The sequence below is a fragment of the Hymenobacter busanensis genome (assembly GCF_008727865.1).
GTDB lineage: Bacteria > Bacteroidota > Bacteroidia > Cytophagales > Hymenobacteraceae > Solirubrum > Solirubrum busanense.
The window spans coordinates 37,668-64,656 of record NZ_VTWU01000011.1 but is presented as its reverse complement, the minus strand read 5'-3'; the positions used below and the strand labels follow the sequence as shown (position 1 = coordinate 64,656).

General features: G+C 62.9%; 27 protein-coding genes. 7 read left to right on the top strand and 20 right to left on the bottom strand.

The genetic code is table 11. The annotated features are described in order from the left end of the window. Positions 1 to 9 precede the first annotated feature (9 nt). The 15 genes from F0P96_RS20710 to F0P96_RS20645 all read right to left on the bottom strand — a co-directional run bounded on the left by F0P96_RS20710 (position 10) and on the right by F0P96_RS20645 (position 15,428). A complete protein-coding gene (locus tag F0P96_RS20710; RefSeq protein ID WP_151080912.1) occupies positions 10 to 2,448 on the bottom strand; it encodes a multicopper oxidase domain-containing protein in 2,439 nt (812 codons plus the stop codon). A 7-nt stretch (positions 2,449 to 2,455) separates the two neighbouring features. Then, the gene (locus F0P96_RS21110; RefSeq protein WP_167291272.1) at positions 2,456 to 3,637 is read right to left on the bottom strand and encodes a DUF2231 domain-containing protein; all 1,182 of its coding nucleotides are present in this window, start codon (positions 3,635 to 3,637) and stop codon (positions 2,456 to 2,458) included. A gap of 301 nt (positions 3,638 to 3,938) precedes the next feature. Next, positions 3,939 to 4,148, bottom strand: coding sequence for a heavy-metal-associated domain-containing protein (locus F0P96_RS20700; RefSeq protein WP_151080911.1), 210 nt, complete (start codon positions 4,146 to 4,148; stop codon positions 3,939 to 3,941). Positions 4,149 to 4,365: 217 nt separating this feature from the next. Then, entirely contained in the window at positions 4,366 to 4,698 is a 333-nt protein-coding gene (locus F0P96_RS20695; protein WP_151080910.1) for a four-helix bundle copper-binding protein, read from the bottom strand. 106 nt (positions 4,699 to 4,804) lie between these two features. Continuing rightward, positions 4,805 to 5,407, bottom strand: a complete 603-nt coding sequence (locus tag F0P96_RS20690; protein ID WP_151080909.1) for a helix-turn-helix transcriptional regulator — start codon at positions 5,405 to 5,407, stop codon at positions 4,805 to 4,807. A 47-nt stretch (positions 5,408 to 5,454) separates the two neighbouring features. Continuing rightward, positions 5,455 to 8,673, bottom strand: a complete 3,219-nt coding sequence (locus tag F0P96_RS20685; protein WP_151080908.1) for an efflux RND transporter permease subunit — start codon at positions 8,671 to 8,673, stop codon at positions 5,455 to 5,457. 55 nt (positions 8,674 to 8,728) lie between these two features. Next, complete coding sequence (locus tag F0P96_RS20680; protein ID WP_235917545.1) at positions 8,729 to 9,223, bottom strand: YybH family protein; 495 nt, start codon at positions 9,221 to 9,223, stop codon at positions 8,729 to 8,731. A 10-nt stretch (positions 9,224 to 9,233) separates the two neighbouring features. Further along, the gene (locus F0P96_RS20675; protein ID WP_151080906.1) at positions 9,234 to 10,379 is read right to left on the bottom strand and encodes an efflux RND transporter periplasmic adaptor subunit; all 1,146 of its coding nucleotides are present in this window, start codon (positions 10,377 to 10,379) and stop codon (positions 9,234 to 9,236) included. After that, positions 10,363 to 10,977 (bottom strand): hypothetical protein, encoded by a 615-nt coding sequence (locus tag F0P96_RS20670; RefSeq protein ID WP_151080905.1) that lies wholly within the window; start codon positions 10,975 to 10,977, stop codon positions 10,363 to 10,365. The genes F0P96_RS20675 and F0P96_RS20670 overlap by 17 nt, the downstream gene beginning before the upstream one ends. Before the next feature lies 1 nt (position 10,978). Further along, entirely contained in the window at positions 10,979 to 12,232 is a 1,254-nt protein-coding gene (locus F0P96_RS20665; RefSeq protein ID WP_151080904.1) for a TolC family protein, read from the bottom strand. A 102-nt stretch (positions 12,233 to 12,334) separates the two neighbouring features. Continuing rightward, positions 12,335 to 12,865 carry a heavy metal-binding domain-containing protein gene (locus F0P96_RS20660; protein WP_151080903.1) on the bottom strand — a complete coding sequence of 177 codons (531 nt, stop codon included), beginning with the start codon at positions 12,863 to 12,865 and terminating at the stop codon, positions 12,335 to 12,337. Positions 12,866 to 12,892: 27 nt separating this feature from the next. Next, complete coding sequence (locus tag F0P96_RS20655) at positions 12,893 to 13,615, bottom strand: DUF305 domain-containing protein (RefSeq protein ID WP_151080902.1); 723 nt, start codon at positions 13,613 to 13,615, stop codon at positions 12,893 to 12,895. 50 nt (positions 13,616 to 13,665) lie between these two features. Beyond that, complete coding sequence (locus F0P96_RS20650; protein ID WP_151080901.1) at positions 13,666 to 14,625, bottom strand: heavy metal-binding domain-containing protein; 960 nt, start codon at positions 14,623 to 14,625, stop codon at positions 13,666 to 13,668. Positions 14,626 to 14,682: 57 nt separating this feature from the next. Beyond that, on the bottom strand, positions 14,683 to 14,814 hold the full coding sequence (locus F0P96_RS21345) for a hypothetical protein (protein ID WP_262714379.1): 132 nt from the start codon (positions 14,812 to 14,814) through the stop codon (positions 14,683 to 14,685). 131 nt (positions 14,815 to 14,945) lie between these two features. Next, positions 14,946 to 15,428: a hypothetical protein gene (locus F0P96_RS20645; protein ID WP_151080900.1), complete on the bottom strand. Its 483-nt coding sequence runs from the start codon at positions 15,426 to 15,428 to the stop codon at positions 14,946 to 14,948. A 389-nt stretch (positions 15,429 to 15,817) separates the two neighbouring features. On the opposite strand from F0P96_RS20645, the gene F0P96_RS20640 reads away from it, so the two are divergent. The 4 genes from F0P96_RS20640 to F0P96_RS20625 all read left to right on the top strand — a co-directional run bounded on the left by F0P96_RS20640 (position 15,818) and on the right by F0P96_RS20625 (position 20,174). Next, complete coding sequence (locus F0P96_RS20640) at positions 15,818 to 16,732, top strand: serine protease family protein (RefSeq protein WP_151080899.1); 915 nt, start codon at positions 15,818 to 15,820, stop codon at positions 16,730 to 16,732. A gap of 142 nt (positions 16,733 to 16,874) precedes the next feature. Then, positions 16,875 to 19,148, top strand: a complete 2,274-nt coding sequence (locus tag F0P96_RS20635; protein ID WP_151080898.1) for a heavy metal translocating P-type ATPase — start codon at positions 16,875 to 16,877, stop codon at positions 19,146 to 19,148. A 6-nt stretch (positions 19,149 to 19,154) separates the two neighbouring features. Continuing rightward, the gene (locus F0P96_RS20630) at positions 19,155 to 19,532 is read left to right on the top strand and encodes a cupredoxin domain-containing protein (RefSeq protein WP_151080897.1); all 378 of its coding nucleotides are present in this window, start codon (positions 19,155 to 19,157) and stop codon (positions 19,530 to 19,532) included. 18 nt (positions 19,533 to 19,550) lie between these two features. Further along, on the top strand, positions 19,551 to 20,174 hold the full coding sequence (locus F0P96_RS20625; protein WP_151080896.1) for an AraC family transcriptional regulator: 624 nt from the start codon (positions 19,551 to 19,553) through the stop codon (positions 20,172 to 20,174). 85 nt (positions 20,175 to 20,259) lie between these two features. Here the strand turns inward: F0P96_RS20625 and F0P96_RS20620 are convergent, their stop codons facing one another. Next, positions 20,260 to 20,691, bottom strand: coding sequence for a DUF2141 domain-containing protein (locus F0P96_RS20620; RefSeq protein ID WP_151080895.1), 432 nt, complete (start codon positions 20,689 to 20,691; stop codon positions 20,260 to 20,262). 338 nt (positions 20,692 to 21,029) lie between these two features. On the opposite strand from F0P96_RS20620, the gene F0P96_RS20615 reads away from it, so the two are divergent. Then, positions 21,030 to 22,358, top strand: a complete 1,329-nt coding sequence (locus F0P96_RS20615) for an ATP-binding protein (RefSeq protein ID WP_151080894.1) — start codon at positions 21,030 to 21,032, stop codon at positions 22,356 to 22,358. A gap of 205 nt (positions 22,359 to 22,563) precedes the next feature. Here the strand turns inward: F0P96_RS20615 and F0P96_RS20610 are convergent, their stop codons facing one another. The 3 genes from F0P96_RS20610 to F0P96_RS20600 are packed head-to-tail and all read right to left on the bottom strand — an operon-like array spanning position 22,564 to position 23,768. Continuing rightward, complete coding sequence (locus tag F0P96_RS20610; RefSeq protein WP_126696160.1) at positions 22,564 to 22,941, bottom strand: hypothetical protein; 378 nt, start codon at positions 22,939 to 22,941, stop codon at positions 22,564 to 22,566. 1 nt (position 22,942) lies between these two features. Beyond that, a complete protein-coding gene (locus F0P96_RS20605; protein WP_151080893.1) occupies positions 22,943 to 23,314 on the bottom strand; it encodes a hypothetical protein in 372 nt (123 codons plus the stop codon). Between the two features lie 10 nt (positions 23,315 to 23,324). Then, positions 23,325 to 23,768, bottom strand: coding sequence for a hypothetical protein (locus tag F0P96_RS20600; protein WP_151080892.1), 444 nt, complete (start codon positions 23,766 to 23,768; stop codon positions 23,325 to 23,327). 544 nt (positions 23,769 to 24,312) lie between these two features. Between F0P96_RS20600 and F0P96_RS20595 the strand changes: the two genes are divergently transcribed. Then, positions 24,313 to 24,573 (top strand): hypothetical protein, encoded by a 261-nt coding sequence (locus F0P96_RS20595; RefSeq protein WP_151080891.1) that lies wholly within the window; start codon positions 24,313 to 24,315, stop codon positions 24,571 to 24,573. Between the two features lie 142 nt (positions 24,574 to 24,715). On the opposite strand, the gene F0P96_RS20590 is transcribed toward F0P96_RS20595, so the two are convergent. Next, complete coding sequence (locus F0P96_RS20590) at positions 24,716 to 25,039, bottom strand: hypothetical protein (RefSeq protein WP_151080890.1); 324 nt, start codon at positions 25,037 to 25,039, stop codon at positions 24,716 to 24,718. A gap of 45 nt (positions 25,040 to 25,084) precedes the next feature. Between F0P96_RS20590 and qatA the strand changes: the two genes are divergently transcribed. Next, on the top strand, positions 25,085 to 26,989 hold the full coding sequence (gene qatA / locus F0P96_RS20585) for a Qat anti-phage system ATPase QatA (RefSeq protein WP_151080889.1): 1,905 nt from the start codon (positions 25,085 to 25,087) through the stop codon (positions 26,987 to 26,989).

The window sequence follows — 26,989 nt, the reverse complement described above, 5'->3', positions numbered from 1 at the left end:
AAATCGGCGCTAATAGTGGAACGTTAGCCCGGCGCCCCAGCCGTACTGGTTGTCGTAATTGGTGCTCAACGAGGCGTACTTGCTGACCATGTAGCGAAAGCCCACGGTGAACTCGCGGTCGGTGTTGGCGCTGATGTCCATGAACACGTTGTTGCTCAGGGGCAGGTCGCGGCGTTCCAGGCGCAGGCGCACCTGGCCGGTCAGGTCCGTACGCAGTTCGGCGCGCACGAGCATGGGCAGCAGGTAGTACACACCGACTTCGGCCTGCCGGCGAAAGTTGCGGTTGTTTTCCGGGGTGCGGCGGTTGCCGCCTTCGGCATCTTTGGCCGAACGCAGGGTTTTGTTGTCGCGGAAATCGTAGCCGACGAAGCCGGCCAGAAACTGTTGCTTGTCGAGGTAGCGCAGCAGGTGGGTTTCGGTTTCGTAGTTGCCCTGGTAGTTTACCCGGCCTTCAAATTCGAGCGCGTTGCGGTTGTTGGAGAGGTTGCCCTCCAGGTAAGCCCCTTGGGAATGCACCGATAAGTCAAACCACGGGTACACGGCGTTGTCCTCGCGTTTGAGCACCTGGTAGTCGGTTTTGGCAAACTCGTTCTGCGGGCTGGCCTCGTAGCTGATGATGCGGGCCATGCCGGCCATCATGTGGTAGAGGATGTGGCAGTGAAAAAACCAATCCTGCTGCTCATTAGCGTCGAATTCGATGGTCACCGTGCCCATGGCCGGCACGTCGAAGGTGTGCTTCATGGGGGCGTAGGCACCCTGGGCATTGACCAGGCGGAAAAAGTGCCCGTGCAGGTGCAGCGGGTGGCGCATCATGGTCAGGTTGGTGAAGGTCATGCGCACGTTTTCGCCCTTGCGGATCGGAATCTTGTCGGCCTGTGACAAGGTCTTATTGTCAAACGACCAGACGTAGCGTAGCATGTTGCCGGTGAGCGTGAGCTTGATCTCGCGCCACTGCCGGGTGGAGTCCAGCGTGGTCGGGTTGAGGGCGCGCAGCTGGTTGTAGTTGAAGTCGCCGCCCATGCTCATGCCGCTCATGTTCATGCCTGCCATGCCGCCCATTTCCTGCATGTTGCCCATGCTCTTGCCGCTCTTCTCTTGCTGGTTCATCGGCCGGTTTTGGGGCGAGGGCGCGGTGCTTGCGGGCATGGTGCCCTGCTGCATGTTCATGCCTTTCATGGCCGGTTCTGCGCTCTGGCTACCGGGCATGTTCATGCCCTTCTTATCCCCACCGCCTCCTTTCCCATCCATGCCTTTCATCCCTCCGCCGTGAGGGTCCATCTGGCCGTTGCCACCCATGTCCATGCCGGTCATGCTGCCCATGCTGTTCATCTCGCGCATCATCTGGAAATAGTTGATGCGCGGCAGGTCGGGGGCTTTGATCGGCTCGCCCGTGCCGAAGTAGCTGGAGGAGTAGCCCGTGATATCGTTGGCCGTGGCCCGCAGCTCCGCCGCGCCCGTGGTCGGGATGGTGACCAGCAGGTCGTAGGTTTCAGCCGTGGCGATTTCCAGCTTGGTTACCGGAAAGGGCTCCACGTTGATGCCGTCGGCGGCAATGACCTGCATGGGCCCGCCGGCGTACTGCAGGTAGAAGTAGGAAGAGGCGCTGCCGTTGATCACGCGCAGGCGCACCACTTCCCCCGGCCTGGCATCGGGATAGTAGCTTTTCTCGCGGCCGTTGGTGAGAAACTTGTTGTAGTAGATGTCCGTCAGGTCCATGGCCGGCATGCGGCCCCACTCCTGCTTGAGCTTGTCCTTGAAGTAGCCGGCGGCAATGGCCTCGCCGTAGCTCTGCGTGGCGCCTTTCTGCACGGCAAACCATTCGCCGGCCCGCTTGAGGTAGCGCAGCACTTCCTTGGGCGGGTGGTCGGTCCAGTCGGAGAGCACCAGCACGTACTCCTTGAGCTCATACTTCACTTGCTTGGGCTGGATGACAATGGAGCCGTATAGGCCCTGCTGCTCCTGCAGCATGGTGTGGGAGTGGTACCAGTAGGTGCCGCTCTGGATGAGGGGAAAGGTGAAGGTGTGCGTATCGCCGGGCTCAATGGGCGCCGTGGTAAGGTAAGGCACCCCGTCGTACTGGTTGGGCAACAGGATGCCGTGCCAGTGGATGCTGGTTTCAACGCTCATCTTGTTGTGCACCCGGATAACGGCCGTATCGCCCTCCGTAAAGCGCAGCGTGGGCGCGGGAATCTGGCCGTTGATGGCAATGGCCAGGCGGGTTCGGCCCGTGAAGTTCACCTTGCGTTCGTCCACGTACAGGTCGTACTCGACGCGGTGGCCGGCTTGGGTAGCCCGCGGCGAAACCACGTGGCCCCGCAGCTCCGCGTCCGGGGGCGCCGAGGCCGTCGCGTTGGCATCCTGGCCCTTGGGCATGGCCTGGTGCTGCGGCGTCTGGGCCAGGAGCGTCAGCGAGCTGAGCCAGAAGAGGAAGAGGACAACTAGTCGCATGAATACGCTACTGGTTAGCATTCTTGGGTTTGTTCCGGGCCGGGTTGTTGTCTTCAAAGCGGAACTTGTCCAGCGGGTTGGCAGGCATGCTCATGCCCGGCATGGTACCCGTGGCAGGCATGGCCTGGCCTTTCTCCATACCGGGCATGTTGCTCATATCCTTCATCGCGGGCGCGGCTTGCCCGGGCGGCTTCGCGGCCGGGGCCTGCATGCCGGGCATATCCGCCATACCCTCCATCCCCTCCATCCCTTCCATGCCGGACCTGGTGGAACGGGTTTTGCCCGCCGTTTTCGCGCCGGCTGGCTGCTGCCGCATGCCGGGCATGTTTTCCATCCCGGGCATTGCGCCCATGGCTTGTTGGCCGGACGGGCTACGCCGATCCGTACCTGGGGCCGGGCGTTGTGTGCGCTGAGCGGCCGGCGCACTCATGCCGGGCATATCCGGCATGGCGCCGGACCGTGGGGAAGGGCGCGCCTGCCCTGCGGGCCGGGAGCCGGACATGTCCATGTTACCCATCCCGCCGGGGGAAGCATTGCGCCTGCCCAGGGCAGGAGATGCCTGGCTATCCATGTCCTCCATGCCCCGCATGTCGGTGGCGTTGGGTGCTGCCGATGGGGTACCCTGAGCACCGGATGCCGGGGCGTTGTACCCGTTAAGGGTATCTGCACCGGCTGGCTGCGCGTGGTTATCGGTCCCCGTTTCCATGCCGGGCATGGCCTGCTCACCCCCATGCCCGTGGCTTTTATCGAGCAGGCGGCCCTGCGGCCCCACGCCTTCCACGTACACGAGCTGAGCCCCCCGGTGCCCGGCCACCGCCAGCACGCCCGCCGTCGCCACGGCCGACACCAGCACCAGGATTTCGTAGGCCCGGCCCTGAACCTTGAAAAACACGCCGATGCCCGCCAAAAGCAGGGTGATGCCGGAAAGCCACATCGTGTAGCCCGCATACTTCTCGTGGGCTTCAAACACGGCCGCGGCCGGGGGCGCCAGCCCCAGGGGCATGGCGTGGAACACCGTACTGGCGGCCAGCGCTCCCAGAAAGCCGCCGGCCATTACCCCGATGGTAATCCATTTAACCGGGGGCCAATCCCGGTACACGCGCAAGCCCTGCAGGGCGGCGCTGAGCAGGAGCAGCACAATCGGCAAATGCACCACCAGCGGGTGCAGATTGGGAAAATCTGAAAACATAGACGCAGGCAAGAGTCGATCTGCGGGAGCTCGGCGCTGTTGTAAATTCCCAAGAGCTAGCCCCCCAGCGGTACCTGACCACCCGAAATGAGCCCCGGCCGAAGGGGCTGCCCGGGCAGTATGGTGTCAGCAGAGCAGGGCGAGCCAGGCCCTTGCCTTTACGCGTTTCCAACCAGCAAATGTTTGCAGCTAGTGAGCCTGGGGCTTATATAATTTCCGACCGCCCGCATTGTAAACGGCCGGAAAAACACAACGCCCGGCGGAACCGGGCGTTGTGCGTAAGAGCTGCGGACGTAAGAGATTATGCGGGCTGAATTTCAAAGCCGGCTTCCTGTACGGCTTGCACCACCTGCTCGGCCGTGAGCTTGTCGGAGGTCACGGTCAGGATTTTATTCGGGTTGGCGGTGTCAACTTGCCAGTTGCCGGCGCCGGCTTCTTGGTTGAGGGTGGGCGTAACGGCCTTGATGCAGCCGCCGCAGTTGATGTTGGTTTTGAACTGAAGGGTTTTCATGGGAGTAGCGGTTGAGTGCAGCCGAACCAGGCGGCTGCAAAAAGTAAACACCCAAAATTACTGGCCGGTGCACCGGAGCACGTACGGAATTGCGGCCTGTACTTGCATGATTTAGGGCATCGCCGGTAACGTGGTGTGCCCTACGGCGCGGCCTGGCCGTATGCAAAAAGCCAGCCGGACCGATGCCAGGCTGGCTTTCGCGAGCCGCAGCCGGGGCCTAGGCCGCAACCCCGGCCATGCAGGCTTCTTCGCAGCGGCGGCAGGCCTCGGCGCACTGGCGGCAGTGCTCCATGTGCTGGTGCCGCATGCACTCGGCGGCGCAGGCGCGGCAGATTTCGGCGCACTCGCGCAGCAGGTGCTCGGCGTGCTCGGAGCCGCGGGCCACGAAGCGGGCCGTCAGAGCGCAGATATCAGCGCAGTCGCGGTCCAGGCTAATACAGCGAGCCATCATCTTCACGTCCTGCTCCTGCAGGCAGGCGGTGGCGCAATGCTCGCAGGCGGCGATGCAGTCATTCAGGGCTTGAAGCAGGTTTTGGTTTTGGGCGTGCATGGGTAGTTAGGTTAAGTGAACGATAGCCCTGCTAAATGAAGGGCTGTTCATCGTATATACCTTCTACTCAGGCAGCAGTTTTACACATGCTGGCCGGGTGCTTGCATCATTTCGAGCTTTCCGCCGGGGTGCCGGTCGTCAGGGCCCGTTGCTGCTTGCGGTACGCCGAGGGAGCGCAGCGGGCTACCCGCCGAAACTGTCCGGAAAAGTGTGCCAGGCTGCTGTAGCCCAGTTGGTGGGCAATGCGCCCCACTCCGGAACTAGACGTGATCAATAGTTCCTGCGCGTACACCAGCCGCTGGCGGCTGATGTACGCGGCCAGGGTATCGCCCGGGGCAAGCCGGGCGTAGGCAGCGCTGAGCTGCCCGTACGACAAGCTCAATTCGTGGGCCAGCGCCGGCCCGAACGCCCGGTGCCGCAGGGGCTCGGGCCGGCGCAGCAGGTGCCCGGTGGCCGTATGGACCCGTTCGAGCAAGGTCTGGTGCTCCGTTTCGAGCAAGGCAAACTGCGCATCCGCCAGCACCTGGCGGATGCGGGGCCAATCCAGCTCCTCAGCGGCGGCGGCCACGGTCGCGGCGCCAAGCCGCACGTCCAGTACCCGCAGGCCCAGCTGTTCCAGCTCACGCCGCACCATGCGGATGCCGCGCGGGCATACCATGTGCTTGATGTAAAGCAGCGTGCACGGGGGCTCAGGATTAGGGGACGTCATGCGGCGCGGCGTAGAGCGAAAGGGAATAACAGAGGGCCATGAGCGGGCTACCTCCCGCCTACGGGGTTGAGGTCGGACGCGGGCGTGAGGGGCTGCGCGTCGAGCTCCTGCGGATGCTCGCCCAGACCTGTTTCACGGTGCGAGGAGAAGTACTGGGCCAGGGCCTTTTTGCCCACCAGCCAGAACACCACCGGCGTGACGATGATGTCGAGGAAGGTGGAGGAAAGCAGGCCGCCCAGAATCACGGTAGCCACCGGATAGAGGATTTCCTTGCCCGGCGCGTCCTTGGCCAGCGTGAGCGGTACCAGGGCCAGCGCCGCCACCAGGGCCGTCATCAGCACGGGCACCAGGCGCTCGAGCGAGCCGCGGATGATCATCTTCTTGCCGAACTGCTCGCCTTCGTGCTCTACCAAGTGGATGTAGTGCGAAATCATCATGATGCCGTTGCGCGAGGCAATGCCGGTGAGGGTGATGAAGCCCACCAGCGAAGCAATGCTGAAGGTGCCGCCGGTGAGTAGCACGGCCACCACCGAGCCGATCAACGCCAGCGGGATGTTGAGCATGATCTGCCCCACCATGTAGGTGGACTTGAAGTGGGAGTAGAGCACCAAGAAGATGCCAGCCAGCGAAAACAAGCTCAGCCAAAGGATCTTCTGCGAAGCCGATTGCTGGCTTTCAAACTGCCCGCCGTAGGTCAGGTAGTAACCCGCCGGCAGCTTTACCTGCTGGCTGACTTTCTGCTGAATCTCCTTGACGGTCGAGCCCAGGTCGCGCCCCGCCACGTTCAGCGAGATGGTGATGCGCCGCTGGGTGTTCTCGTGGTTGACGGTGTTCGGGCCCGGCTCGTACACAATGTCGGCCACCTGGCTCACCGGAATCATGGCCCCCGACGGGGTTTCGATGCGGGTTTGCCCAATGGCGGCAATGTCGTTGCGTTGGTCTTCGGGTAGCTTCACCACCAGGTCGAAGCGCTTCTGCCCGTCGAGCATCTGCGACACCACCGTGCCCTGAAACAGCGTTTCCAAGTCCTGCACCACCTCGCCGCGGGCCATGCCGTACGCCTGCAGCGCCTGGTCGCGCGGGCGGATAAGCAGCTGCGGAATCTGCACCTGCTTTTCCACCTGCAGGTCCACTACGCCGGGCACGGTGCTGGCTGCTGCGCGAATCTCATTGGCGTAACGTCGCAGCTCCAGCAAATCGTTGCCGAACACCTTGATGGCTACCTGGGCCCGCACGCCCGACAAGAGGTGGTCGAGGCGGTGCGAGATGGGCTGGCCGATGTTCACGTTGACGCCCGTGATCAGGCTAAGCTTCTGGCGCATGTCGGCCAGAATCTCGTCGCGGCTGCGCATCTTTTTTCCCTCTCGTTCCAGTTCCGCTTCGGTCTTAAAGGCTACCTCGATTTCGGAGTTGTTGACCGATTCGGCGTGCTCGTCCAGCTCGGCGCGGCCGGTGCGGCGGGCCGTGAAGGCCACTTCGGGGATCTTGAGCATCTGCTGCTCGCCCAGCGTGCCCAGCTTGTTGGACTCGGCCAAGGAGGTGCCGGCCGGGGCGGAGAAGTTCACCGTCAGCGAGCCTTCGTTGAACGGCGGCAGGAACTCCGTGCCGAAGAAGGGCACCAGGGCCATGGACGCCGCAAGCAGGACGCCGGTCACGCCCAGCACTAGCTTCGGGTGCGTCAGGCCCCAACCCAACAGCCGCGTGTCTTTGCGCTTAAGCCAGCGTACCAGCGGCCCGTCGGTTTCGGTGTGGGCCATCTGCTTCATCTTGGGCAGCAGGTAGTAGCAAAGCACCGGCGTGACGGTGAGCGAGACGAACAGCGAGGCCACGATGCTGGTGATGTAGGCAATGCCCAGCGGCGCGAAGATGCGCCCTTCCATGCCTTCCAGTGCGAACAGGGGCAGGAACACCAGCACCACAATGATGGTGGCGTACACGATGGAGTTGCGCACCTCCGACGAGGCGGCATAGATGACCTGCAGCGCCGGTCGCGGATTGGGCAAGTGCCGGTTTTCGCGCAGGCGCCGGTACACGTTCTCCACGTCCACAATGGCGTCGTCGACCAGCTCGCCGATGGCAATGGCCAAGCCGCCCAGCGTCATGGTGTTGATGGAGATGCCGGCGAAGCGGAACACCAGCGCCGTCACGAGCAACGACAGCGGGATGGCTACCAGCGAAATAAACGTGGTGCGCACGTTCAGCAAAAAGGCAAACAGCACAATGACCACCAGAATGGCCCCGTCGCGCAACGCTTCCTCCACGTTGGTGATGCTCGACTCGATAAACTCCGACTGCTTGAAGAGCCGGGTGTTCACCTGCACGTCCTTGGGCAGGGAGGGCTTGAGCTCGACCAGCGCTTTTTCCACGGCCTGGGTCAGGCCTACGGTCGCGGCCCCCGGCTGCTTTTCAATGCTTAGAATCACCGCGGGCTTGCCGTTCACGCTGCCGTCGCCGCGCTTAAAGCGGGCGCCGAACTCCACGCGGGCGATGTCGGCTACGCGCACCGGCGACTGCTCGCGGTAGCCCACGATGATGTTCTCGATGTCTTGCACCGAGCGCAGGCGGCCCAGGTTGCGGATGAGCACCTCCGAGCCGTTGCGGTCAAAGAAGTTGCCGGTGGTGTTCAGGTTGGAGTTGCGCAGCGCGTCCTCTACCTGGTTTACCGTCAGTCCCGTGGCGTTCAGGCGGGCCATGTCGAGCAGCACCTGGTACTGCAGGTTGTCGCCGCCAATGGGAATCACCTGGGCCACGCCGGGAATGGACAAGAGGCGCTGGCGCACGGTGTAGTTGGCCAAGGTGCGCAAATCCGCCGCGTTGGTTTGTTGGCCCCCCGTAAGGCCGACCAGCATGATCTGGCCCATCACCGAGGAAATCGGCCCGAGCACCGGCGTGATGCCGGTGGGCAGCTGCTCGCCCACGGTCTGCAGCTTTTCCGACACGATCTGGCGGGCCGTGAAGATGTCGGTGCCATAGTCGAACTCCACGAATACCATGCCCAGGCCGATGGCCGAGTTCGAGCGCACGGCCGACACGCCGGTGGCCCCGTTCAGGGCCGTTTCCACGGGCAGGGTCACCAGGGCCTCTACTTCTTCCGGGGCCATGCCCGGAGACTCCAGGAACACGGTTACGCGGGGGCGGTCCAGGTCGGGCAGCACGTCCACCGGCAGCTGGCGGGCTGTGTAGGTGCCGGCAATCAGCAGGCCCAGGGCAAAAGCCAGCATGAGCAGCCGGTTCTGCAGGGCAAAGCGAATAATTTGGTCAAGCATTGGGGTAAGCAGAAGGGTGAAGCCCAAGGATGGATCATCCTACGGGCGGGGCACGCTAGCTTTGTTTCTTGGGGCGGGGCGTGCGGGCCGACGTGTGCGTGCTCACAATCTGCCACTGGCCGGCGGCGTTTTTGCGCAGCACCGACGTGGCCACGCCCTTGCGCACGATGGGCGTTTTCGGGTCTTTCTTCAGCCCGATGGTGTAGGTGTAGGTTTCGGTCGCAAAAGCGTAGGGGCCGTCCAGCCGCACCTTGGCCTGGTAGTCGCTGAAGGTGAAGGCGCTAAACTCGCGCAGCTCCGGCGCCAAGTGATGGGCAGCGTAGTGCCGGTAAGTGCCTTCCACCCCACCCGATTCAAACACCTCGGAATCCGCCGTGAACAGGCGGTGCGTGCCGGTGGTGTCCAGCTTCTGAACGGCTTGCTGGTACTGGCGCAGCACGGCCTTGACGGCGGCTTCGTCGCCGCTGGCATGTGGGGCCTGGGCTTGAGCGGTGAAGGCCGACAGGCCCAGGGCGGTAGCCAGCGCAGCGAAAACAGAAAGGTGTTTCACGAACAAGGGGTTATTGGTTGAGGTAGATAGACTTAAGCTGGTAGGTGCCGGCGGTAACGACCCGGTCGTTTTCGTTCACCTCGCCCTGCAGCAGCACCGTTTGCTCGCCGTTGACGGCGCCGGGTTGCACGTAGCGGATCTTGAAGTGCTCGGGCTCGGTGTGCACGAACACCACCGGCTTGCCGTTCAAATCCGTGACGGCCGAGGTGGGCACCACCAGCTGGGGCTTGCCGCCTTCGCTCTGGCCCAGCACCTGCACGTTCACGGCCTGCCCGGCTCGATAGGCACTGGCAGCTGCCTCGTCCAGCTCCAGAATAAGCTGGCGGGCCTGATTGACCGGATTCACCACGTTGCTGAATACCACCAGCTTCGCGGGCACGCCGGCCTGGCCCTGCAGGCCTTCCACCCGGAACTGCGCGCCGGGCGTGACTTTCGCCAGGTCCTGGGCAAACACCTGGGCTTCCACCCGCAGCTTGCCGGGGTTGAGCACGCGGAAGAGCTCGTCGCCTTGGTTGACCTGCTGGCCCACGGCCAGGTTGAACACGTCCACGGTGCCGTTGATGGGCGAGGTGATGGTGGTGCGGCGCTGGCGGGCCTGACCATTGAGTATGGCGGCGTTCTGCCGGGCTTGGCGCAGGCGCAGCTCGGCGGCTACCACGTCCTTGCGGGCGGCGATGTCGGCAATGCTCTGCAGGCGGGCGTAGTCCTGCTGGGCGGCGCGCAGCTCGGCCTGGGCGTTGGCCCGTTCGGTGCTCAGCCCGATTTGTTGGGTGGCGTCGAGCGTCTGCTCGAGGACGGCCAGCGGCTGGCCGGCCCGCACCTGCTGCCCTACCTGGGAAGTGAGGCTCACGATGCGCCCGGTCTGGGGCACCACGATGCGGCCTTCGCCACCGGCGGCCGCCGACACGGTGCCGTAGAGCGTAGCCCGGCTGTAGGTAGCCGAGTAAGTGGCCAGGCTGGTGCGCACTTGAAACAGAAACTGACTTTCCTTGGGCAGCAGCACTTCGTCGGTCAGCGCCACACCGGTGCTGGCCTTGGCCTCGCCGCCGTGGTCTTCGCCGCCGTGACCGAAGACGGCCGCGGGCGGGGGCAGCAGCACCGTCAGCACCAGGCCGGCGGCGGCCGTTCCGAGCAGGAATTTATGCTTGGTTTTCATAGACAACGGGCGTAGCAGTGGAGGAAGGCACCCCGGCGCGCGGGCGGCGGCGCAGCAGCAGGGCCGTCAGGCCGATGCCGAGCACAAAGGCGCCAATCAGGGCCAGTATGGTTTTCCAGGAAGAGAAAAGGGAGGGTGCGGCGGCCGGGGTCGCGGCCACGGGCAGCTTTTCGCCGACTTTGATGCCGTCAAGCAGCAGCAGGTCTGCTTTGTCGCCGGCCACCACGTTCAGGGCGAAGCTGTAGGCCTTGTTGGCCGGAAACTCGCCCTCGACCAGGTACTCGCCCGGCCCTTTCTCCGTCACCGCCCACTTCAGATTGGCGTCTTCGGGGTTGGTGAGCGTGAGCTTAGCGCCCTTGATGGGGGCGTTGGTGGCGTAGTCGGAAAGGAACAGGCGCAGGTCGGCCGGCTCGCCGCCTTCCAGCGGCTCGTAGCGCAGCAGCACCTCGAACTGCTCCGAGAGGGCTGCCACCGAGAAGGACGTGGCCCCGGCCGGGGCGGCAGCTTTGCCGCTCGCGCCGTGGTCTTCGCCCCCGTGGGCCTGGGCATTGCCGCTCAGCAGCAGCAGGCCCAGCAGCAAAATCAGGAGTTGTTTCATGTTATTCACCCCGTAGGTAAGAGAGTTCCACCAGGGCCTGACGGTAGTCGCGGATGGTGGTCAGGTAGGTATTCTGAATGGCAAAGGCCTGGTTCAGGCTCATGATGAGCTGCAGGTAGCTGACCTCGCCGGCCCGGAACAGCCGTTGGGATTGGTTGATGATGGCCCGGGACTGGGGCATGCCGGTTTGTTCGTAGTAGGTGAGCGAGGCCGAGAATTTGCGGGTATCCGCCAGGGCCTGCTGGTATTGCGTACCCAGCTCCAGGCGCTGGGTTTGCAGCTGGTAGCTGGCGGCCCGGGAGCGGGCCGTTGCCGCCTGCAGCTGCGAGCGGTAGGTCCAGAACCAGATGGGCACCGACACCCCGAATTGGAAGCGGTATTTGATTTGGGAGTTCTCAAAGGCCTGGTTCTGGTAGCCCAGCGTCAGGGCCGGCGTGCGCCGGGCCCGTACCAGGCTGATGCCCGACTGGCTCAGCGCCACGTTCTGGGTAGCCGCCGCCAGCGTGGGGCTGCGCACCAACGCGCTGCTATCGGCCGCCGGCAAGGTGCCGAGCAGGGCTGCGCCCGCCTGGGCCAGCTCCGGGCCGCTGCGGCGCAGGTCGGTGCTGGTGGTCAGCTCGGCCGCGGGCCGGCCTAGCAGCAAAGCCAGGCGGCGCTGGGCCGCCCGCAGGTCTTCGGTGGCCTGCTGCAGCTGCACGGTGGCCTGCCGCGCTTCGGCCTCGGTGCTGATGCGCTGCAGGGAGTTGACTTCGCCGGCCGCAAACAGCCGCTCCGTGGCCAGGCGCAAAGCCCGGTAAAGGCTGTCCTGGTAGGTGTACTGCCGCACCTGGGCTTCGGCAAACTGCAGGCCGAGGTAAGCCAGACGGGTATCGCGCAGCACCGTAGCGCGGCTCACGTCGCGGTTGCGCTCGGCCAGCACCACGCCGGCCTGGGCGACCTGCCGCTGCCGCCGGTACACGTTGGGCAGGTCAATGGTCTGCACCACGCCCGGCGCCCACATCTCGCCCGTGGGGGCCGACCAGAGAAAGTCCGGGTTGGCTGGGGCAAACGAGCCGCGCTTGAGGGCGCGCTGCTCGGCAATTTCTTCATCGGACTGGCGCAGGCGCGGGTGCCGGCGCAAGGCCTGGGCTTCGGCGCTGTCGAGGCTGATGACGGTGGTTTGCGCCCGTGCTGGGAAGAAGCTGCCCAGCAGCCCTAGCAGCAGAAGCAGCCGCGCGGGCCAGCCGGGAAGAATCAGAAATCCTAGGTAGTTCATACAAGCAAAATCAGGTTCACCCAGTGCCCACCCGCTGCGGCTGCAGCGAGTGGGCTAGGGCGGTGAGCCGCCGTACGGGGTGACCCACAAACGGCGGGGCAGCTAGGCTTTTTTGACCAGGGCCATGCCGCACTTGGGGCAGCTGCCGGGCTTCTGGCTGGCGCTGTCCTTGCAGCTCATCGGGCAGGCGTAGCTGGTGACTTTGGCCTTGGCGCTGGTGCTGGCCAGCTTGTCAAAACGGGCGCTGATGGTTTCGCTGCCCCGGCGCAGGGTAATGATGGCCGTGGTCGGGGTGGCACCGGCGGGCAGCGCGCCCTGCAACTGGTTGTCGCCGAAGGCGGCCAGGGCCACCGAGGTTGTCTTGCCGCCCTGCAGCACCATGGCCGTGCCGGTCAGGCCTTTGTTGGCCAGCGTCTGCTCCTTGCCGTCAAGCAGGTACACGGTCATCTGCGAGCCGGCCAGCACGAGCTCCACGTGGTACTTGCCGGCCGTGCGCACAATCCCACCGTGCGGGGCTTTGTGGGCGTGGGTTTCGCCGGCGGCGTTGTGGCCTTGGCCGTGGCCGTGCTGGGCCGAAAGGGAGAGAGGAGCCAGCAGGAGGGCACTGGCCAGCAGGAAATCAGAAAACTTCATAAAAAGGGGGTTGGAGAAAAGAAAGGGTTATTTCTGGGTGCCGTTTTTGGCCTGCCAGTCCTTGAACTGCTGGATCTCTTTCTGCTGCGCGTCAATCATCTTCTGCGCCATTTCCTTGAGCTTGGTGTCCCGGCCGTGGGCCACTTCGGCCTTAGCCATGTCCACGGCGCTCTGGTGGTGCGGAATCATCATGCCGACGAAGTCCTGATCCACGTTGCCCGTTTCCTTGGGCATGTTCTGCATCATGCCGTCCATAGAGGCCTTCATCTTGCTGGTGAAGGGGTCGTTGGGGTCTTGGGGCTTGTAGTTCGTGGGCGCCGCGTCGAGGCGCTCGGCAATGGGCTCCATCTCGGCGATTTCCTTTTGCTGATCCGCCTTGATTTTCTCGGCCATCTCGCGCAGCGTGGCATCCTTACCGTCGCGCAGCTCGATGTCAGCCATGGCCACGGCACCGCGGTGGTGCTCGATCATGTGGTGGGCGAAATCATGGTCGGTGTTGCCCTTGGGTTGCATGGCGTGCATTTTGGCCATCATGTCGTTCATGGCGCCCATCATCGGCGAGCCGCCGCTCGTGCTGCCGTGCTCCATGCCCGCCATGTGTGAATGGTCGCCGGCCGTATCCGCGGTGGTGGATGCCGTTTCGGACGTGGTGGTTTCCGTGGCGGTCGTGTCGGCGGGCTTGTTGTCGCAGCTGCCCAGCAGCAAGGTGCCCGAACAGAGGGCGGCGAGGAATAATGCGGAGGTTTTCATCGGTGATGAATTGGTTGAGGGTTGGAAAAGGAATCGAAGAGCGGGGCGGCTTAGCTGGCCGCCGTACCCTTCATGTTGATGGTGAAGTCGCCGGTGTGGATCTGCCCACCGTGGTTGAACTGCAGGAACACGCGGTAGAGGCCGGGCTTCTCGAAGTTGGTGTTGAAGCCGATGTTGGGGCCTTTGTCGGCCTGGTCGTTGGGGTGCACGTGCAGGTACTGCTCCGTGTCTTCGCTGATCACGACCACGTGGCCCAGCGCGCCGAGGTAGTTATCCAGGTCGGTCACGGGCTGCCCGTCCTTGGTGATGTTGATGTTCATGCCCAGCAGTTGGCCCGCGGTCAGCGGCTTGTCAAAGGAAAGGGAAGCCTTGTAGCCGTTCTTTTCCCACTGCATGTCGTCGTTCTTGAACTTGACCGGCGCGTAGGCCGGGCCCTTGACCGTGATGGGCTGGCGGCCCAGCTGGTGACCGGCGCCGGTGGGCGTGTAGTCCTGGAACAGTACGTAGTCGCCGCCTTTGGGGAAAGTGTACTTCACCCGGTAGTCGCCCTGGGGCGTGTACTCAGGGTGCTCGTGGTAAAACTGCCCCAGGTCTTTGGAGACGATGATCAGGTGAATTTTCTTCTCGTGCACGACGTCCAGCGGCACCGGGACTTGGTCATTGTCGGCCTGCTGGGGCTTGAAGGCGAGGGTGGAGAGCTGCCCGGCGATCAACTCCCCGGGAGTCGGCACGAACTTCATCTCGTAGGTTTTGCCGTTGGCTACCTGGTCCGTATGTTCCAGGTTCATGCCGCACTTGGGGCACTTCTCCCCGGCTTTGTTGCTGGTCACTTCCGGGTGCATGGGGCAGGAGTAGATGTGCCCGCCGGTGTGCGCGGCGGTACCTTCTTTGGGACCGTCCGTGGGGGTGGTAACGGTGTTGGTAGCGCTGCTTGACGCGGAGTCGGACGAACAGCTGGCGGTAGCAAGCAGACCGGCCACGGCCAGCAGGGAAACAGAAAAGCGGTACATAAAGGAAATTGGAGGGTGAGAATGTTAGGAGGCGGCAGGGAGGTGGTCCCGGGCGCTTCAGGCCTGGAGCTGCTGCCAGAGCACCAAGCCCAGGGCGGCAGCCAGCGCGGCGTAGAGCAGGTAGGAAAGCAGGCGACGTCCCGGCCCGCGGGGGGCTGGCGCATTGCCCTGCTCGCAACAACTCTTCATGGTTGGGCGGGTAAAAGCAGGAAAGAAGGGTGGGGTGGGCCGCTCCGGAGCGGGGCGTACGCGCAAACGCCAAGGCCCGCCCCGGACATAGCACAGCTATGCCAGGGCGAGCCTTGGGCGCGTCAAACCAATCAGACCGTCAGGGACTGAATGAAAATCCGGATGTCGGGAATCTTGGGCGGCAGGTGCTCACGGGGCACCAGGATGACCGCGCGGGTTTGATCCCACTTGCCGGCGGCAGGCCGGAAGGAGAAATCAGTGGCTGCCGGCAGCAGGGCCGGAGCAGGAGAAAACAGCTGCTTTTCAACGGGCGCGGTCAGCGACGAGAGCAACGAGGCCGACTTGTCCTTGCAGCAGTCGTGCGTGCCCGAGGATTTCCTGGGGGCGCCGTGCTGGTGCTTGGCGCGGGCGTCGTGCTTGGCCGCGGGTTTGCCGTGGCCGTGGCAGCCAGGGTGGCTGGGCTTTTCCGGGGCGGTAGCCTGGGCCTGCACCGGCTGGCCCAGGGCCTTGGCGTTGACCGTCGCGCACCAGCACTGGCCTACGAACACGTTGACGAAGACGAGCAGAAAGCTCGTCGCCAGCAAGCGTCGAAAAGGGAACAGGCTACGGAACATGACGGATAAAAAGCAACTGCAAAAGTAGAAGCTGCTCGGAAAGTGCAAGACTCGTTCTCTACCGCAAAACGGGCGGCTTGGTTCCGCTCTCCGCCGGAGCAGCCCTACCCTGGTTTGCGAAAGAACAGGCTGGAAACGACCGTAGCGGCTTTTTGAGGCTTACTTCCAGGTCGTGGCCAAATCGCTAAAAGCGCAAAATTATGCAAGCTCTGAGCCTAATTGTATAAGCTTCCCGGGCGTAACTGCCTGATAAAAGGGCAGCCCTGCGCGGCAAAGGTAAGGGCGTTTTGTGGGAAGGGGGCGCCGATTTCGTATTCCATGTTAGGAACGGCTGTCAACCCGTAGTCGGCAGCCCGGACGAATAACTTTCTTTTTTTCACCCTTACCGTATGGCTACAACGCCTACTTCTGCATCGCTTTTACAAGAAGTAAAAGCTCAACCCCTGAGTATCGCCACGGCGGCGATACTTCGTTCCACCATTCAGTTCTTCTACACCCGCAAAGGCCGCATCGCGGCGTGCGGCAGTGGGGTGTTGCTGACGGTGGACAACCGCTATTTCGTTGCCACGGCCGCGCACGTACTGGCGGGCCAGGCCTACACTACCTTCGTTATCCTGCCGCCCCACGAAGTGACGCTGGCCGGCACGCTGCTGACGACCTCCCCGCCGCCCCCGGGCCGGCGCCAGGACGATAAGATTGACTTGGCGGTGCTGGAGCTGACCGACGCAGGCCAAATCGGCCAGCTGCGGGAAGCCTACCAATTCCTGACCCTGGCCGAGCTCTCGACCAGCCCCCGGCACCTGACGGACGTGTACTTGTCCGTGGGCTTCCCGGCCGCGACAACCCGCTCGTTCAACGGGCACGTGAAAACGGCGCCCTACCCGCTGCAGGTGCAGCGGACCAAGGACTTCGACTACGCCGGGTTCCGGCTGCACCCGGCCGCGCACCTGGTGCTCGACTTCACCGGCGACGTGCTTTCCGTCACCAACCCGGCGCCCCACCGGCGGCCCAAGATGGAGGGCATCAGCGGCAGTGGCCTCTGGGACACGGGCAACTACCTGCTCGGTGACCCGGCGCAGGAGCGCAAGCTGGTGGGCATCGTGACGGAGGAGCTGACCGTGCGCCGGCGCAAGTACTTGCTGGTGACGCGTACCACCGTGCTGCTGGAGTTCATGCGCCAGAGCTTCGGCCTGAACATTCCCGTGTCCACCACGGTGAAAGTCAACCTGAGCCGGGGCCTGCAGCGGCTAGCGGATGGGCAGGCCCGGCAGGCGGCCGCGGCGCGGACGACGTCTGCCGGGTAAGCCAAATTATGCAATTCAGGCGCGGGATTCCGTACCAACCCCGCGCCTGCGTTGTCGTTCCTTTGTAGTGCCATCAAACCAGACGGGTACCCGCTCATCTGCGGCCCGCAGCGGGCCAAACCGGCAACGCAGACCCATACCTATGGCTACCACTCCCGAAACCACCACTCTCGACATCGAAGGCATGACCTGCGCTTCGTGCGCGGCCTTTGTGCAAAAGTCGCTCAGCCGCACCCCGGGCGTGCAAAGCGCCGTGGTGAACTTTGCCACCGAGCAAGCAACGGTGCAGTACCTGCCCGGCCAGGCAACGCCGGCCACCCTCAAGGAGGCCGTGGTCAACGCCGGCTACGGCGTCATCGAGCGCGCTCCGGACACCAGCGCCGCCGAGCGCCAGGCGGAGATTGACCGGCAGAAAGCCCTGGCTTATCAGAAGCTCAAGCGCCGCTTCTGGGTGGCCGTTGGTTTGGCGCTCCTCATCATGCCGCTGAGCATGCTCATGCTCTGGCCGGCGATGATGCAGCGCGTGAACATGCAATGGCTCAACTACGCGCTGCTGGGGCTTACCCTGCCGGTGCTGCTCTACAGCGGGCGCGAGTTCTACACCTCGGCCTGGAACGGCTTCAAGCACCGGGCGGCCAACATGGACACCCTGATTGCCGTGGGCACCGGGGCCGCCTTCCTCTACAGCCTGGCGGCCACCGTGGCGCCCAACTGGTTTATGCGCCGCGGCCTCACGGCCGAGGTCTATTACGACACCACCGCCACCATCATTGCCCTTATCTTGCTGGGCAAGGTGCTGGAAATGCGGGCCAAAACCCAGACCTCGGCGGCCATCAAGGCCCTGATGGGTTTGCAGGCCAAAACGGCCCGCGTGGTGCGCCCCGGCGGCCAGGAAGTGGATGTGCCCATTGAGCAGGTGCAGCTGGGCGACCTCGTGGTCGTGCGCCCCGGGGAAAAGGTAGCTACCGATGGCATCATCGAGGAAGGCCACTCGGCCGTGGACGAGGCCATGCTCACCGGCGAGAGCCTGCCGGTAGAGAAAAAGGCGGGCGACAACGTGTTTGGGGCCACGCTCAACAAAACCGGTTCCTTCCGCTTCCACGTCACCAAAGTAGGCGCCGACACCATGCTGGCCCAGATTGTCAAGCTGGTGGAGGAAGCGCAGGGCAGCCGCGCGCCCATTCAGCGCCTGGCCGACAAGGTCAGCGCCATCTTCGTGCCCACGGTGGTCGTCATCGCCATCCTGACGTTCGTGCTCTGGTTTGACCTGGCGCCGGTGGAGGCCCGCTTGCCGCTGGCGCTGGTCAACTTCGTGGCGGTGCTCATCATCGCCTGCCCCTGCGCGCTGGGCCTGGCCACGCCCACAGCCATCATGGTGAGCACGGGCAAGGGCGCCGAACACGGCGTGCTGATCCGCAACGCCGAAGCGCTGGAGAAGGCGCACCAGGTGAACACCGTGCTGCTCGACAAAACGGGTACCATCACCCGCGGGGAGCCCGCCGTGACGGAGCTGCTGCCCGCTGCCGGGCAGGATGCCGCCCGCCTGCTGCCGGTGGTGGCCGCCGTAGAGCGGCAGAGCGAGCACCCGCTGGCGGAGGCCGTGGTGCGCTACGCCGACGCGCAGGCGGCCCCGATGCTGACGGCTACGGGCTTCCGGGCCGTGGAGGGCAAAGGAGCCGCGGCCAGCGTGGATGGGCAGGCCGTGCTCATCGGCAACCGGCGCCTGCTCAGCGACGAGGGCATTGCCCTGCCCGCCGAGCTGAGTGCCCAGGCCGAACAGCTGCTCGCCCAAGCGCAAACCGTGCTGTACGTGGCCATTGCCGGCCAGGCCGTGGGCCTGATTGCGGTGGCCGATACCGTGCGCGAAACCTCGGCCGCGGCGATTAAGCGCCTGCAGCAGCAGGGCATAGAAGTGGTGATGATGACCGGCGATAACCCGCAGACGGCCGCGCACGTGGCCGGGCAGGTGGGCATTCAGCGCTACTTTGCCGAGGTGCTGCCCCAGGACAAGGCCGCAAAAATGAAGCAGCTGCAGGCCGAGGGCCGGGTGGTGGCCATGGTCGGCGACGGCATCAACGACGCCCCGGCCCTGGCGCAGGCCGATATCGGCCTGGCCATCGGCGCGGGTACCGACGTGGCCATGGAAGCGGCGGGTATCACCCTAATGCGCTCCGACCTGCAGGGCGTGGTGACGGCCATCGAGCTGAGCAAGCAGACCATCCGCACCATCAAGCAGAACTTGTTTTTCGCCTTCATCTACAACACGCTCGGCATTCCCGTAGCCGCCGGCCTGCTCTACCCTTTCTTTGGCATCACGCTCTCGCCCATGCTGGCGGCGGCGGCCATGGCCATGAGCTCGGTGTCGGTGCTGACGAACTCGCTGCGCCTGCGGGGCTTTGCCCCGGCTAAACCGTAACTCCCCATGGATACAACCGAAATCCTGGTAACCGTGACGGGGCTGGCTTTGGCCGCCTTTGTCATCTGGTACTTTTTCTTCTCGGCCCGCCCAACGGCCAGCGCCGTGTCTTCTTCCAGTGGCGTGCAGGAAGTGGACATCACCGTGAAGGGCGGCTACTCGCCGGACGTGATTGAAGTGGAGCGCGGCAAGCCCGTGCAGCTGAACTTCTACCGCGACGAGGAAAACAGCTGCTCGGAAGAGGTACTCATTCCCGACTTCCGCATCCGCCGCGACCTGCCGGCTTTTCAGACCACCCTGGTGGAGCTGCTGCCCGAAAAAGCGGGGCGGTATGAATTTACCTGCGGGATGGGCATGCTGCGCGGGAGCCTGGTCGTTAAATAAGGATAAGGAGGCATTCCCATGACCCACGACGTGAGCCCTACCCATATTCTGCCCGCCCCCGGCAGCCAGCGGCTGCTGATCAAGAACATGGTCTGCCCGCAGTGCATCCGGGTGGTGCGCGAGGACCTGAGCGCGCTGGGGCTGCAGGTGCACCGCGTGGCGCTGGGCGAAGCCGACGTGTCCACGCCCGACGGGGCGGCCCTGGACTGGGAGGCCATCCGGGCGACGTTGTTGGATGCCGGGTTTGCCTTGCTGGAAGACCCCCGGGCCCAGCTGGTGGAGCGCATCAAAACCCTGCTGGTGGCGCTGATTCACTACCCGCCGCCGGGCCCGCGCCTGCTGAATTACTCGGATTACTTGGTGGAGCATTTGGGCAAGGACTACCACTATCTTTCCCATTTGTTCTCTGCTTCCGAGGGTCTTACCATCGAGAAGTTCATCATCCGCCAAAAGGTGGAGCGGGCCAAAGAGCTAATTGGCTACGGCGAACTGAGTATTGCCGAGGTGACCCAGCAGCTGGGCTACAGCAGTCCCGCCCACCTCTCGCGGCAGTTTCGGCAAGTGACGGGCCTCACCCCTACCGAGTTCCAGAAGCTGGGGCCGGCCTCGCACGCGCGCCGCAGCCTGGATTCGCTGATATGACCCAGCACCCTACTTACCTTAAACCTGGCTGCTTATGCTGAGCGGCCGGGTTTACGTTTTCTAGCCAGGCCGGTTAGGCACGGACTCACTTCATGGTAATAGCGACTGTTGTCGTTGGGCCGCTCACCCGGAACATGCATTCCTCAAAGGTCGGGATTTTGAAGCGTGGCTTCACGTTGTTGGACAAGGCAAACGGCTCGGTCGGAATGCCCAACATATTACGGTCAACCAGATCGTTTTCGTTCAGGTCTTGGGTGACGGCGATGGCCCAATTTCCAGGCGGAAGCTGAATTGGGTAGACTACCTTGTTGCTGCCGCCCGGCTTGATGTGCTTGAGCAGCGTGTAGTGGTTGCGGACTAGGAAGTTTTCCTTCACGTTGTAGAAGTACAGCTTCAGCGTGGCCTTGTTGGAAGGCAGATTGGTTATTACCACGCTCACGGCCGTGGGCTCGGGGATGGGGGTGGCACCGAGGGACAGGAAAGCTGCCGAGAGCAGCGTAGCAGCAAGCTGGCTCATAGTAAGGTAGTTTGAGTTGGTGCCGTTGGCCTGGGCCTACTTCGAGCATGGGGCATACATCCGGTGGGCATTGTTGGGTTCCGCAGAGGACGGGGTGTGCTGCCTGGGTGCCTGCGGCAATGACGCGCTGGGCGCTGCCACTCGGTAGCCCACAGTGCAAAAAAGCGGGTGCGCTTTAACGTCGAGCTGCGTTTTGGTGTTAAGCGGGGTAATTGCCTCTTCTTAACGGCTTTTCAGTATATGAACCGAAAGCTTCTCGCTGTTTGCCGCCTGGGAATTGGGTAACTTGCCCGACCGTTATCCATCCCATTCCCTTATTCGTCGCCCGTCCTTCAGCTATGAGTACCACCCGCGAACAGCAAAACATCGAGTGGAAGGAATCGTGGCGGGAGGAGTACTTCAAGTGGATCTGCGGCTTTGCCAACGCCCAGGGCGGCCGCATCTTCATCGGCAAAAACGACGATGGGCAGGTGGTGGGCCTGCCGGGCATCCGCAAGCTGCTGGACGATTTGCCCAACCAGGTGCGCGATTTGATGGGCATCCTGGTGGAAGTCAACCGCCACGAAGAAGGCGGGCTGGAGTTTCTGGAAATCGTCGTCGAGCCGTATCCCTATCCCATCAGCTACCGCGGCCAGTACCACTTCCGCAGCGGCAGCACCAAGCAGGAGCTGCGCGGCCCCGCGTTGAGCGCGTTTTTGCTGCAGAAGCAGGGCAAGCGCTGGGACGGCGTGCCGGTGCCGGGCGTCACGGCGGCGGATTTATCGGCGGAAGCCTTTGACTTATTTCGCCAGCGCGCCGCCAAAAGCGGGCGGGTGGACGAGCAGGTACTGCACGACGGCAACGAAGCCCTGCTCGACAACCTGAACCTCATCGACGGGGAGTACCTGAAGCGGGCCGCCGTGCTGCTGTTTCACCCCACGCCCGAGCGGTTCATTACCGGCGCCTACGTCAAGATTGGCTTCTTTGCCACGGACGACGATTTGCGCTACCAGGACGAGGTGCACGGGCCGCTGCTCGTGCAGGTAGAGCGCACCTTGGATTTGTTGCAAACCAAGTACGCCCGGGCCCAGGTGCGCTACGAAGGCGCCGGCCGGGTCGAGGAGCCGCCTTTCCCGGCGGCGGCCCTGCGCGAGGCGCTGCTCAACGCGCTGGCCCACAAAGATTACAGCGGCGGCACGCCCGTGCAGATTAGCGTGTACCAGGACCGCCTGCAGTTCTGGAACGAGGGCCACCTGCCCGACAGCTGGACCGTGGAGAATCTGCTGCGCAAGCACCCGTCCAAGCCCTTCAACCCGGACGTGGCCAACACCCTGTTCCGGGCCGGTTACATCGAATCCTGGGGCCGCGGCACCATCAAGATGTTGAATGAGTGCCGCGCGGCGCACCTGCCAGCCCCACGCTTCTACTTCGAGGCCTCGGGCTTCGTGGTAGCGTTTGCCGCCTACTCGGTGGCCTACTGGCAGGGCCAGGGCGTGCGCGCCGACTTGGCGCCGGTGCTGCTCTACGCCGGGCAGCACGGCAGCATCACCAACACCGTAGTGCAGCAGCAGTTGGGCGTCAGCAAGCCCACCGCCACCCGTTACCTGAGCGAGCTGGAAAAGGGCGGCTGGCTGCAGAAGTCCGGCAAAACCGGGGTGGGCACGCAGTACACGCTCACCGAGTCCTAAAGGGCTCACAAAGGGCTCACCACTCGTGGGCAGGGATTTGTAGAAGTGCCCGCAGAGCGCGTAAACGCCATTTTTAGCGGAAAGTCGCGCCATTGCAATGGGCTCAGCATGGGCTCATGGGACCATCACCATAGGTACTCGGGGGCTGCAGCCGGTACGCAGCAGGACGGAGCTAGTGAGACAGCTAGGCGCTGCTGAATACTTGCTACAAGCCAGCAGCTGCGCGCTGTTGCTGCTCAAAGGCCCAGTCCTCCGGGGAGAGAATGGCCTGCATGAACGCGGCGTAGCCTACGTCGCGCCGCTCCAGCGCATGCCGGCGCAGGGCTAGGCTGCGTTTGGCGCTTTCAAAGCCGTCCCGCTCCATGGCCTGGCGAAAGCGCTCCGGTAGCCCTTCCAGCCAGTGCTGGTAATCCGCTTCCGTCACCTCCCCGTCGGCCAGCTGCTGATAGCGGTAGGTGGCGTTGCCCAGGCGGAACAGCCGGGCCATCTCGGCCCGCTGGCTTTCGGGCAGCTGCTGCAGGGCCTGCAGCTGGGCCTGGTGGTGCTTGTCAAGCGGGTGGCGGGGCTGGAGCAGTTCTTCCATCTTACTGGGGCAGGCCCTGCCGGGCAAAGGCCGAGAGGGCACTGGTGTTTTCGTAGAGCAGGTCTTCCGGATTATCCCCGTCAAACTGAGGGCCGTCGCCTTGCATGACCTGCCAGACCTGGTCAAAGGACACCCGGATGGGCGAGCGGTGCTGGAGGTCGGTGGAGTCAAGCAGCACTTCGCAGGTGAAGTCTTCCGCGCCGATGACCAGCTGCCAGACCGTACTCTGGTGCAGGTGCAGGGTACCGAGCATCACGGGCCCGCTTTCGGTCTGAAAGTAGTTCGTGCACACCAGGTAATGGTGCTGCGGGTTGGCAAGGCCGGCTTGCACGTGGTGCAGAACGGCGACTAACGCATGCGGCTCGCGGGGCATAAGGCAGTAATCAGGGCTGGTTAATGGTCCACGGGTTCGGGTAATGCTCGCGGTGAACCCGCTCGTTGTAGTACACCGCCTCGGTCGGCAGAAAGGCAAGCGTTTCGCCTACTGCCTCCCCGGCGGGCACGACTTTGCGCAGCAGTTGGTAGAGCTGCGCGAAGGGAATGGTCGCGCGAAAGCGGTCTACCCAGGGGCCGGGCGCGTGCGGCTCGTCGTCTTCCGGGTAGCGCACAAACTCCGCGTCGAAGGACACGAAGTCCGGGCCGACCTCCAGGTTGGCAACCTCACCTTGGTGCAGGGAAAACACGGCCGGGTAGTGCCGGCGCTGCGGGTGGTTATCGCGGTCGTAGTAGTGGCCGCCCAGTAAGTAATACACGGCCGGGTCGCTGAGGTCCGCTTCGAGCTGGTGCAGGAGCTCCGGCAGGTTGGCCCAGCTGTTTGGTTGTTCCATGGACGAAGCGCTAGGGGTAGCTGATGAGGATAAAACCTAAGGTAGAAGCTGAAATTGGCAAATAATTTCCAATAAGGAGCGAGTGTCGGCGTTCTACCAAGGCGTGCGGCAAGCGCTCAAGCTCGGCTTCAGCCAAGTAAGGCACCGACCGTAACGAGCGCCGGCCATGCTCATGGCAAATTTTGGGCCCGATTACTAACAATTTTACAGGCGAGAATGCCAAACTTACGTCCAGTATGGGCGTAATGGCTAGCTTTGCCTGACAAACTGATTGCCGAGTATGCTGGCTTTGAAATCCTACGCTTTGCATAGTTGCCCCTCGTCAGCAGGCCTTGCCGCAGACTGGCTGAGCTGGGCTCGCCGGCAGCCGCTGCCCATCCAGCAGCGGCCCGCCCTGTTTGTGGGCTCCCTCGCGTAACGCTTCCTCGTCGCAGCTGTCCCCGCGCCCTCCCGGGTGGCCGGGTGGCTGCTGCTCCATCTCCTGCCCGGCCCCAAGTTGGCCGTAGGCGAGGCGTTTTCATTCCTTTCCGTTGACGTTACTGTTATGGCTGCGAGCCCCTATCGCCGCTTTTCCAGCCTCTGCCCGACCGTGCAGGCGCTGGTGATTCGGCTTATCCAAGAAGAATTCACCCCGTTGCTACCCCTTTCCGCGGAAATGCCCGCGGCTGCCTGGGCCCGGGCAGTGGCGCTGGCCGACCCCACCTTATTGTACTGCACCGCCCAGGAGCCAGTCATTCGGCTATGCCCGGAATCCTACGAGCAACTGCAAGAGCACTTACAGCAGGAACTGACCAGGACGGAGTAGCATCGCCCGCTCCATAAGTAAAGCCCGGCCAAATTTATGGCCGGGCTTTTCCAGTATTAAGGCCGCTGATGAGGTTGGCTTGTTGTAGCCGTGGTGGATGCCATTGCAGTAAACCTGGCTCTGTTGTAAACTGCAGTCAAGGTTATCGCGTGGCAAAGAACCCACGCATAACTTCCCAAACCATATTCTGCTCTGTACTATTGCGTGTAATGGTTGAGGTATCAAATTCGATTAACAGTTCATTGACTGCTAATTTGCTGCTACGAAACAGGATATTGCTGTGTTGAGCAAATGGCATGTGCCGCTTGGGCATGTGCATCTTAACCCGCCAAATCTTTTGACCTGCGTGTAGGACGGCAAACTGCTCCAGCAACTGCCGCTTCTCGTCGGGGGAGACTGCCCGGGCAATAGTATAAATAGTTTTTCCCCGGCTATTTAACGTCAAGCATTCAGCTAGTGTAAGCATTGATAAATAGTTGATGGTTTTGCAGTAATACTCAGGCTTTTTCCAATGTGGAACGACAAAGAAACAAACGTTGACCTGTTAGGACATCGGCGCATCGCGCAGACCATCGTAGAGATATTACGGGAGGAAGAGTTGCGCCCACTCACCGTTGGTATCCACGGCAGTTGGGGCGCGGGCAAAACCTCGATTTTGTCCCTTATTGAGGCAGAGTTGAAGGACGATGATACGACCCTGTGTCTGACGTTTAACGGGTGGCTCTACCAAGGGTATGACGACACTAAATCGGCTCTGATGGAGGCGGTGGTGCACGCCTTGTTGAGCCGCCGCTCGGTGGGAGCCTCGGCCGTGGCGATGGGCAAGCGTTTGTTCAAGCGTATCAACTGGCTGAAAGCCGCCAAGGTAGCCGGCAGTCTGGCAATGACAGCTGCCACGGGAATGTCGCCAGCCGCCCTTTTTGGTTTGCCTGGCCTGCTGGCCAGCGCCAAGGATTTATTCGCCGACAAGGAAGCCAAGCCCGCCGGCACAACTGTGAACGTGACGGTGGAGGCGGAAGAAGAAGACTGGTTGAAACCGGAACAAGCGACCGTGCCAGCGCAGATTCAGGCTTTTCGTGATGAACTGCAGGCCCTAATTAAAGAAGCCGGCGTGGAGCGTCTGGTCGTCTTGGTAGACGACCTTGACCGGTGCTTGCCTACTTCGGTTATTGACATTCTGGAGGCAGTAAAGCTGTTTCTGTTCGTGGAGGGCTCAGCCTTCATCCTGGCCACCGACGAGCAGATGATTGAATATGCCGTGCGCCGCCACTTTCCCGACTTACCGGTGTCGCAGGCCGAGTACACGAAGCACTACCTGGAAAAGCTGATTCAAATTCCGATTCGAGTGCCTTCGCTCAACGCGCTACAGACGCAGAATTACATCCGGTTTCTGCTGCTGCAAAACCACTTGCAGCACGATAAAGCCCGGCTGGCCGAAATCTGCACAGCCTTTGAGCAAGCCCGTGAAACGCCCTATGACAACAAGGAACTGACCTACGCCTTTATTACCGAGCAGTTGGGTGGCTCCAACCAAGACCTCCGCAACATTCTTAACGTAGCGGAGCAGCTTGGCAGCACGTTGGCTAAGGAGTTGCGCGGTAACCCACGCAACGTCAAGCGGTTTTTGAATACTTTATTCATGCGCCAGCGCGTGGCGCGTATCTACGGCTTAGAGCAAAAGGTGCAGCTCGACGTGCTAGCCAAACTCATGCTATTGGAGCGTTTCCATGCTGAGCAATACGAAGCCGTAGTCGCCGACGTGACAGCTGCCACGGACGGGCGGTCAGCTACCGTGCAGCAGTTGGAAGCCACCGACCCCGAACCAGTGGCGGATGCTAAGCCGAAGGCGAAATCCAAGCCTGTTACGCCGGCTGCTACTGCCCCTGCAGTTGAGGAAGAGCTACGGCAATGGGCGCAGTTCGCGCCCGCCCTGGCAGAGGTAGATTTGCGGCCGTACATTTTCATTTCCCGCGAGCGGGTCTTGAGCTTTCAGCCGGGCGAGGAGCTTCCTCCGGCGCTCATGCCGCTCTACCAGGCCCTGCTGACTGGCGTGCGTATGCAATTTGTGAAGCACGAGGCGGATGCAAAGGCGCTTACTCCAAGTCAGGCCCGGCTGTTATTCGAGCAACTCCAGCGCGAGGCCGTGACGACTGGAGATTGGCAAACGGTACCCAAAGCAGTGGATGGCTTAGTGTACTTGGTGCAGCAGCAGTCAGCACTTGAAGCGCCTCTTATCGCCATGATGAACAGCGTGGCAGCAAAGGACCTGGGGGTCTGGGTCGGTACCAAATTCGGTTTTTTCACGACGCCCGATGGAAAAGCTGCCCGCCGTACCTTCCTGGCTAACCTCCAGCAAGACCCGCAGGTGAGCGGAACCTTGAAAACCCTTCTTTCTCAAATGCAAACCGCTGACTAA

Excerpts from the sequence above, each read along its gene's own strand:
- F0P96_RS20650 (WP_151080901.1), bottom strand. The coding sequence starts at position 14,625 with ATGTACCGCTTTTCTGTTTCCCTGCTGGCCGTGGCCGGTCTGCTTGCT.
- F0P96_RS20685 (WP_151080908.1), bottom strand. The coding sequence starts at position 8,673 with ATGCTTGACCAAATTATTCGCTTTGCCCTGCAGAACCGGCTGCTCATG.
- F0P96_RS20645 (WP_151080900.1), bottom strand. The coding sequence starts at position 15,428 with ATGTTCCGTAGCCTGTTCCCTTTTCGACGCTTGCTGGCGACGAGCTTT.
- F0P96_RS21345 (WP_262714379.1), bottom strand. The coding sequence starts at position 14,814 with ATGAAGAGTTGTTGCGAGCAGGGCAATGCGCCAGCCCCCCGCGGGCCG.
- F0P96_RS20630 (WP_151080897.1), top strand. The coding sequence starts at position 19,155 with ATGGATACAACCGAAATCCTGGTAACCGTGACGGGGCTGGCTTTGGCC.
- F0P96_RS20690 (WP_151080909.1), bottom strand. The coding sequence starts at position 5,407 with ATGACGTCCCCTAATCCTGAGCCCCCGTGCACGCTGCTTTACATCAAG.
- F0P96_RS20640 (WP_151080899.1), top strand. The coding sequence starts at position 15,818 with ATGGCTACAACGCCTACTTCTGCATCGCTTTTACAAGAAGTAAAAGCT.
- F0P96_RS20620 (WP_151080895.1), bottom strand. The coding sequence starts at position 20,691 with ATGAGCCAGCTTGCTGCTACGCTGCTCTCGGCAGCTTTCCTGTCCCTC.
- F0P96_RS20600 (WP_151080892.1), bottom strand. The coding sequence starts at position 23,768 with ATGGAACAACCAAACAGCTGGGCCAACCTGCCGGAGCTCCTGCACCAG.
- F0P96_RS20625 (WP_151080896.1), top strand. The coding sequence starts at position 19,551 with ATGACCCACGACGTGAGCCCTACCCATATTCTGCCCGCCCCCGGCAGC.
- F0P96_RS20595 (WP_151080891.1), top strand. The coding sequence starts at position 24,313 with ATGGCTGCGAGCCCCTATCGCCGCTTTTCCAGCCTCTGCCCGACCGTG.
- F0P96_RS20605 (WP_151080893.1), bottom strand. The coding sequence starts at position 23,314 with ATGCCCCGCGAGCCGCATGCGTTAGTCGCCGTTCTGCACCACGTGCAA.
- F0P96_RS20710 (WP_151080912.1), bottom strand. The coding sequence starts at position 2,448 with ATGCGACTAGTTGTCCTCTTCCTCTTCTGGCTCAGCTCGCTGACGCTC.
- qatA (WP_151080889.1), top strand. The coding sequence starts at position 25,085 with ATGTGGAACGACAAAGAAACAAACGTTGACCTGTTAGGACATCGGCGC.
- F0P96_RS20665 (WP_151080904.1), bottom strand. The coding sequence starts at position 12,232 with ATGAACTACCTAGGATTTCTGATTCTTCCCGGCTGGCCCGCGCGGCTG.
- F0P96_RS20695 (WP_151080910.1), bottom strand. The coding sequence starts at position 4,698 with ATGCACGCCCAAAACCAAAACCTGCTTCAAGCCCTGAATGACTGCATC.
- F0P96_RS20675 (WP_151080906.1), bottom strand. The coding sequence starts at position 10,379 with ATGAAAACCAAGCATAAATTCCTGCTCGGAACGGCCGCCGCCGGCCTG.
- F0P96_RS20655 (WP_151080902.1), bottom strand. The coding sequence starts at position 13,615 with ATGAAAACCTCCGCATTATTCCTCGCCGCCCTCTGTTCGGGCACCTTG.
- F0P96_RS20660 (WP_151080903.1), bottom strand. The coding sequence starts at position 12,865 with ATGAAGTTTTCTGATTTCCTGCTGGCCAGTGCCCTCCTGCTGGCTCCT.
- F0P96_RS20635 (WP_151080898.1), top strand. The coding sequence starts at position 16,875 with ATGGCTACCACTCCCGAAACCACCACTCTCGACATCGAAGGCATGACC.
- F0P96_RS20670 (WP_151080905.1), bottom strand. The coding sequence starts at position 10,977 with ATGAAACAACTCCTGATTTTGCTGCTGGGCCTGCTGCTGCTGAGCGGC.
- F0P96_RS21110 (WP_167291272.1), bottom strand. The coding sequence starts at position 3,637 with ATGTTTTCAGATTTTCCCAATCTGCACCCGCTGGTGGTGCATTTGCCG.
- F0P96_RS20590 (WP_151080890.1), bottom strand. The coding sequence starts at position 25,039 with ATGCTTACACTAGCTGAATGCTTGACGTTAAATAGCCGGGGAAAAACT.
- F0P96_RS20700 (WP_151080911.1), bottom strand. The coding sequence starts at position 4,148 with ATGAAAACCCTTCAGTTCAAAACCAACATCAACTGCGGCGGCTGCATC.
- F0P96_RS20610 (WP_126696160.1), bottom strand. The coding sequence starts at position 22,941 with ATGGAAGAACTGCTCCAGCCCCGCCACCCGCTTGACAAGCACCACCAG.
- F0P96_RS20615 (WP_151080894.1), top strand. The coding sequence starts at position 21,030 with ATGAGTACCACCCGCGAACAGCAAAACATCGAGTGGAAGGAATCGTGG.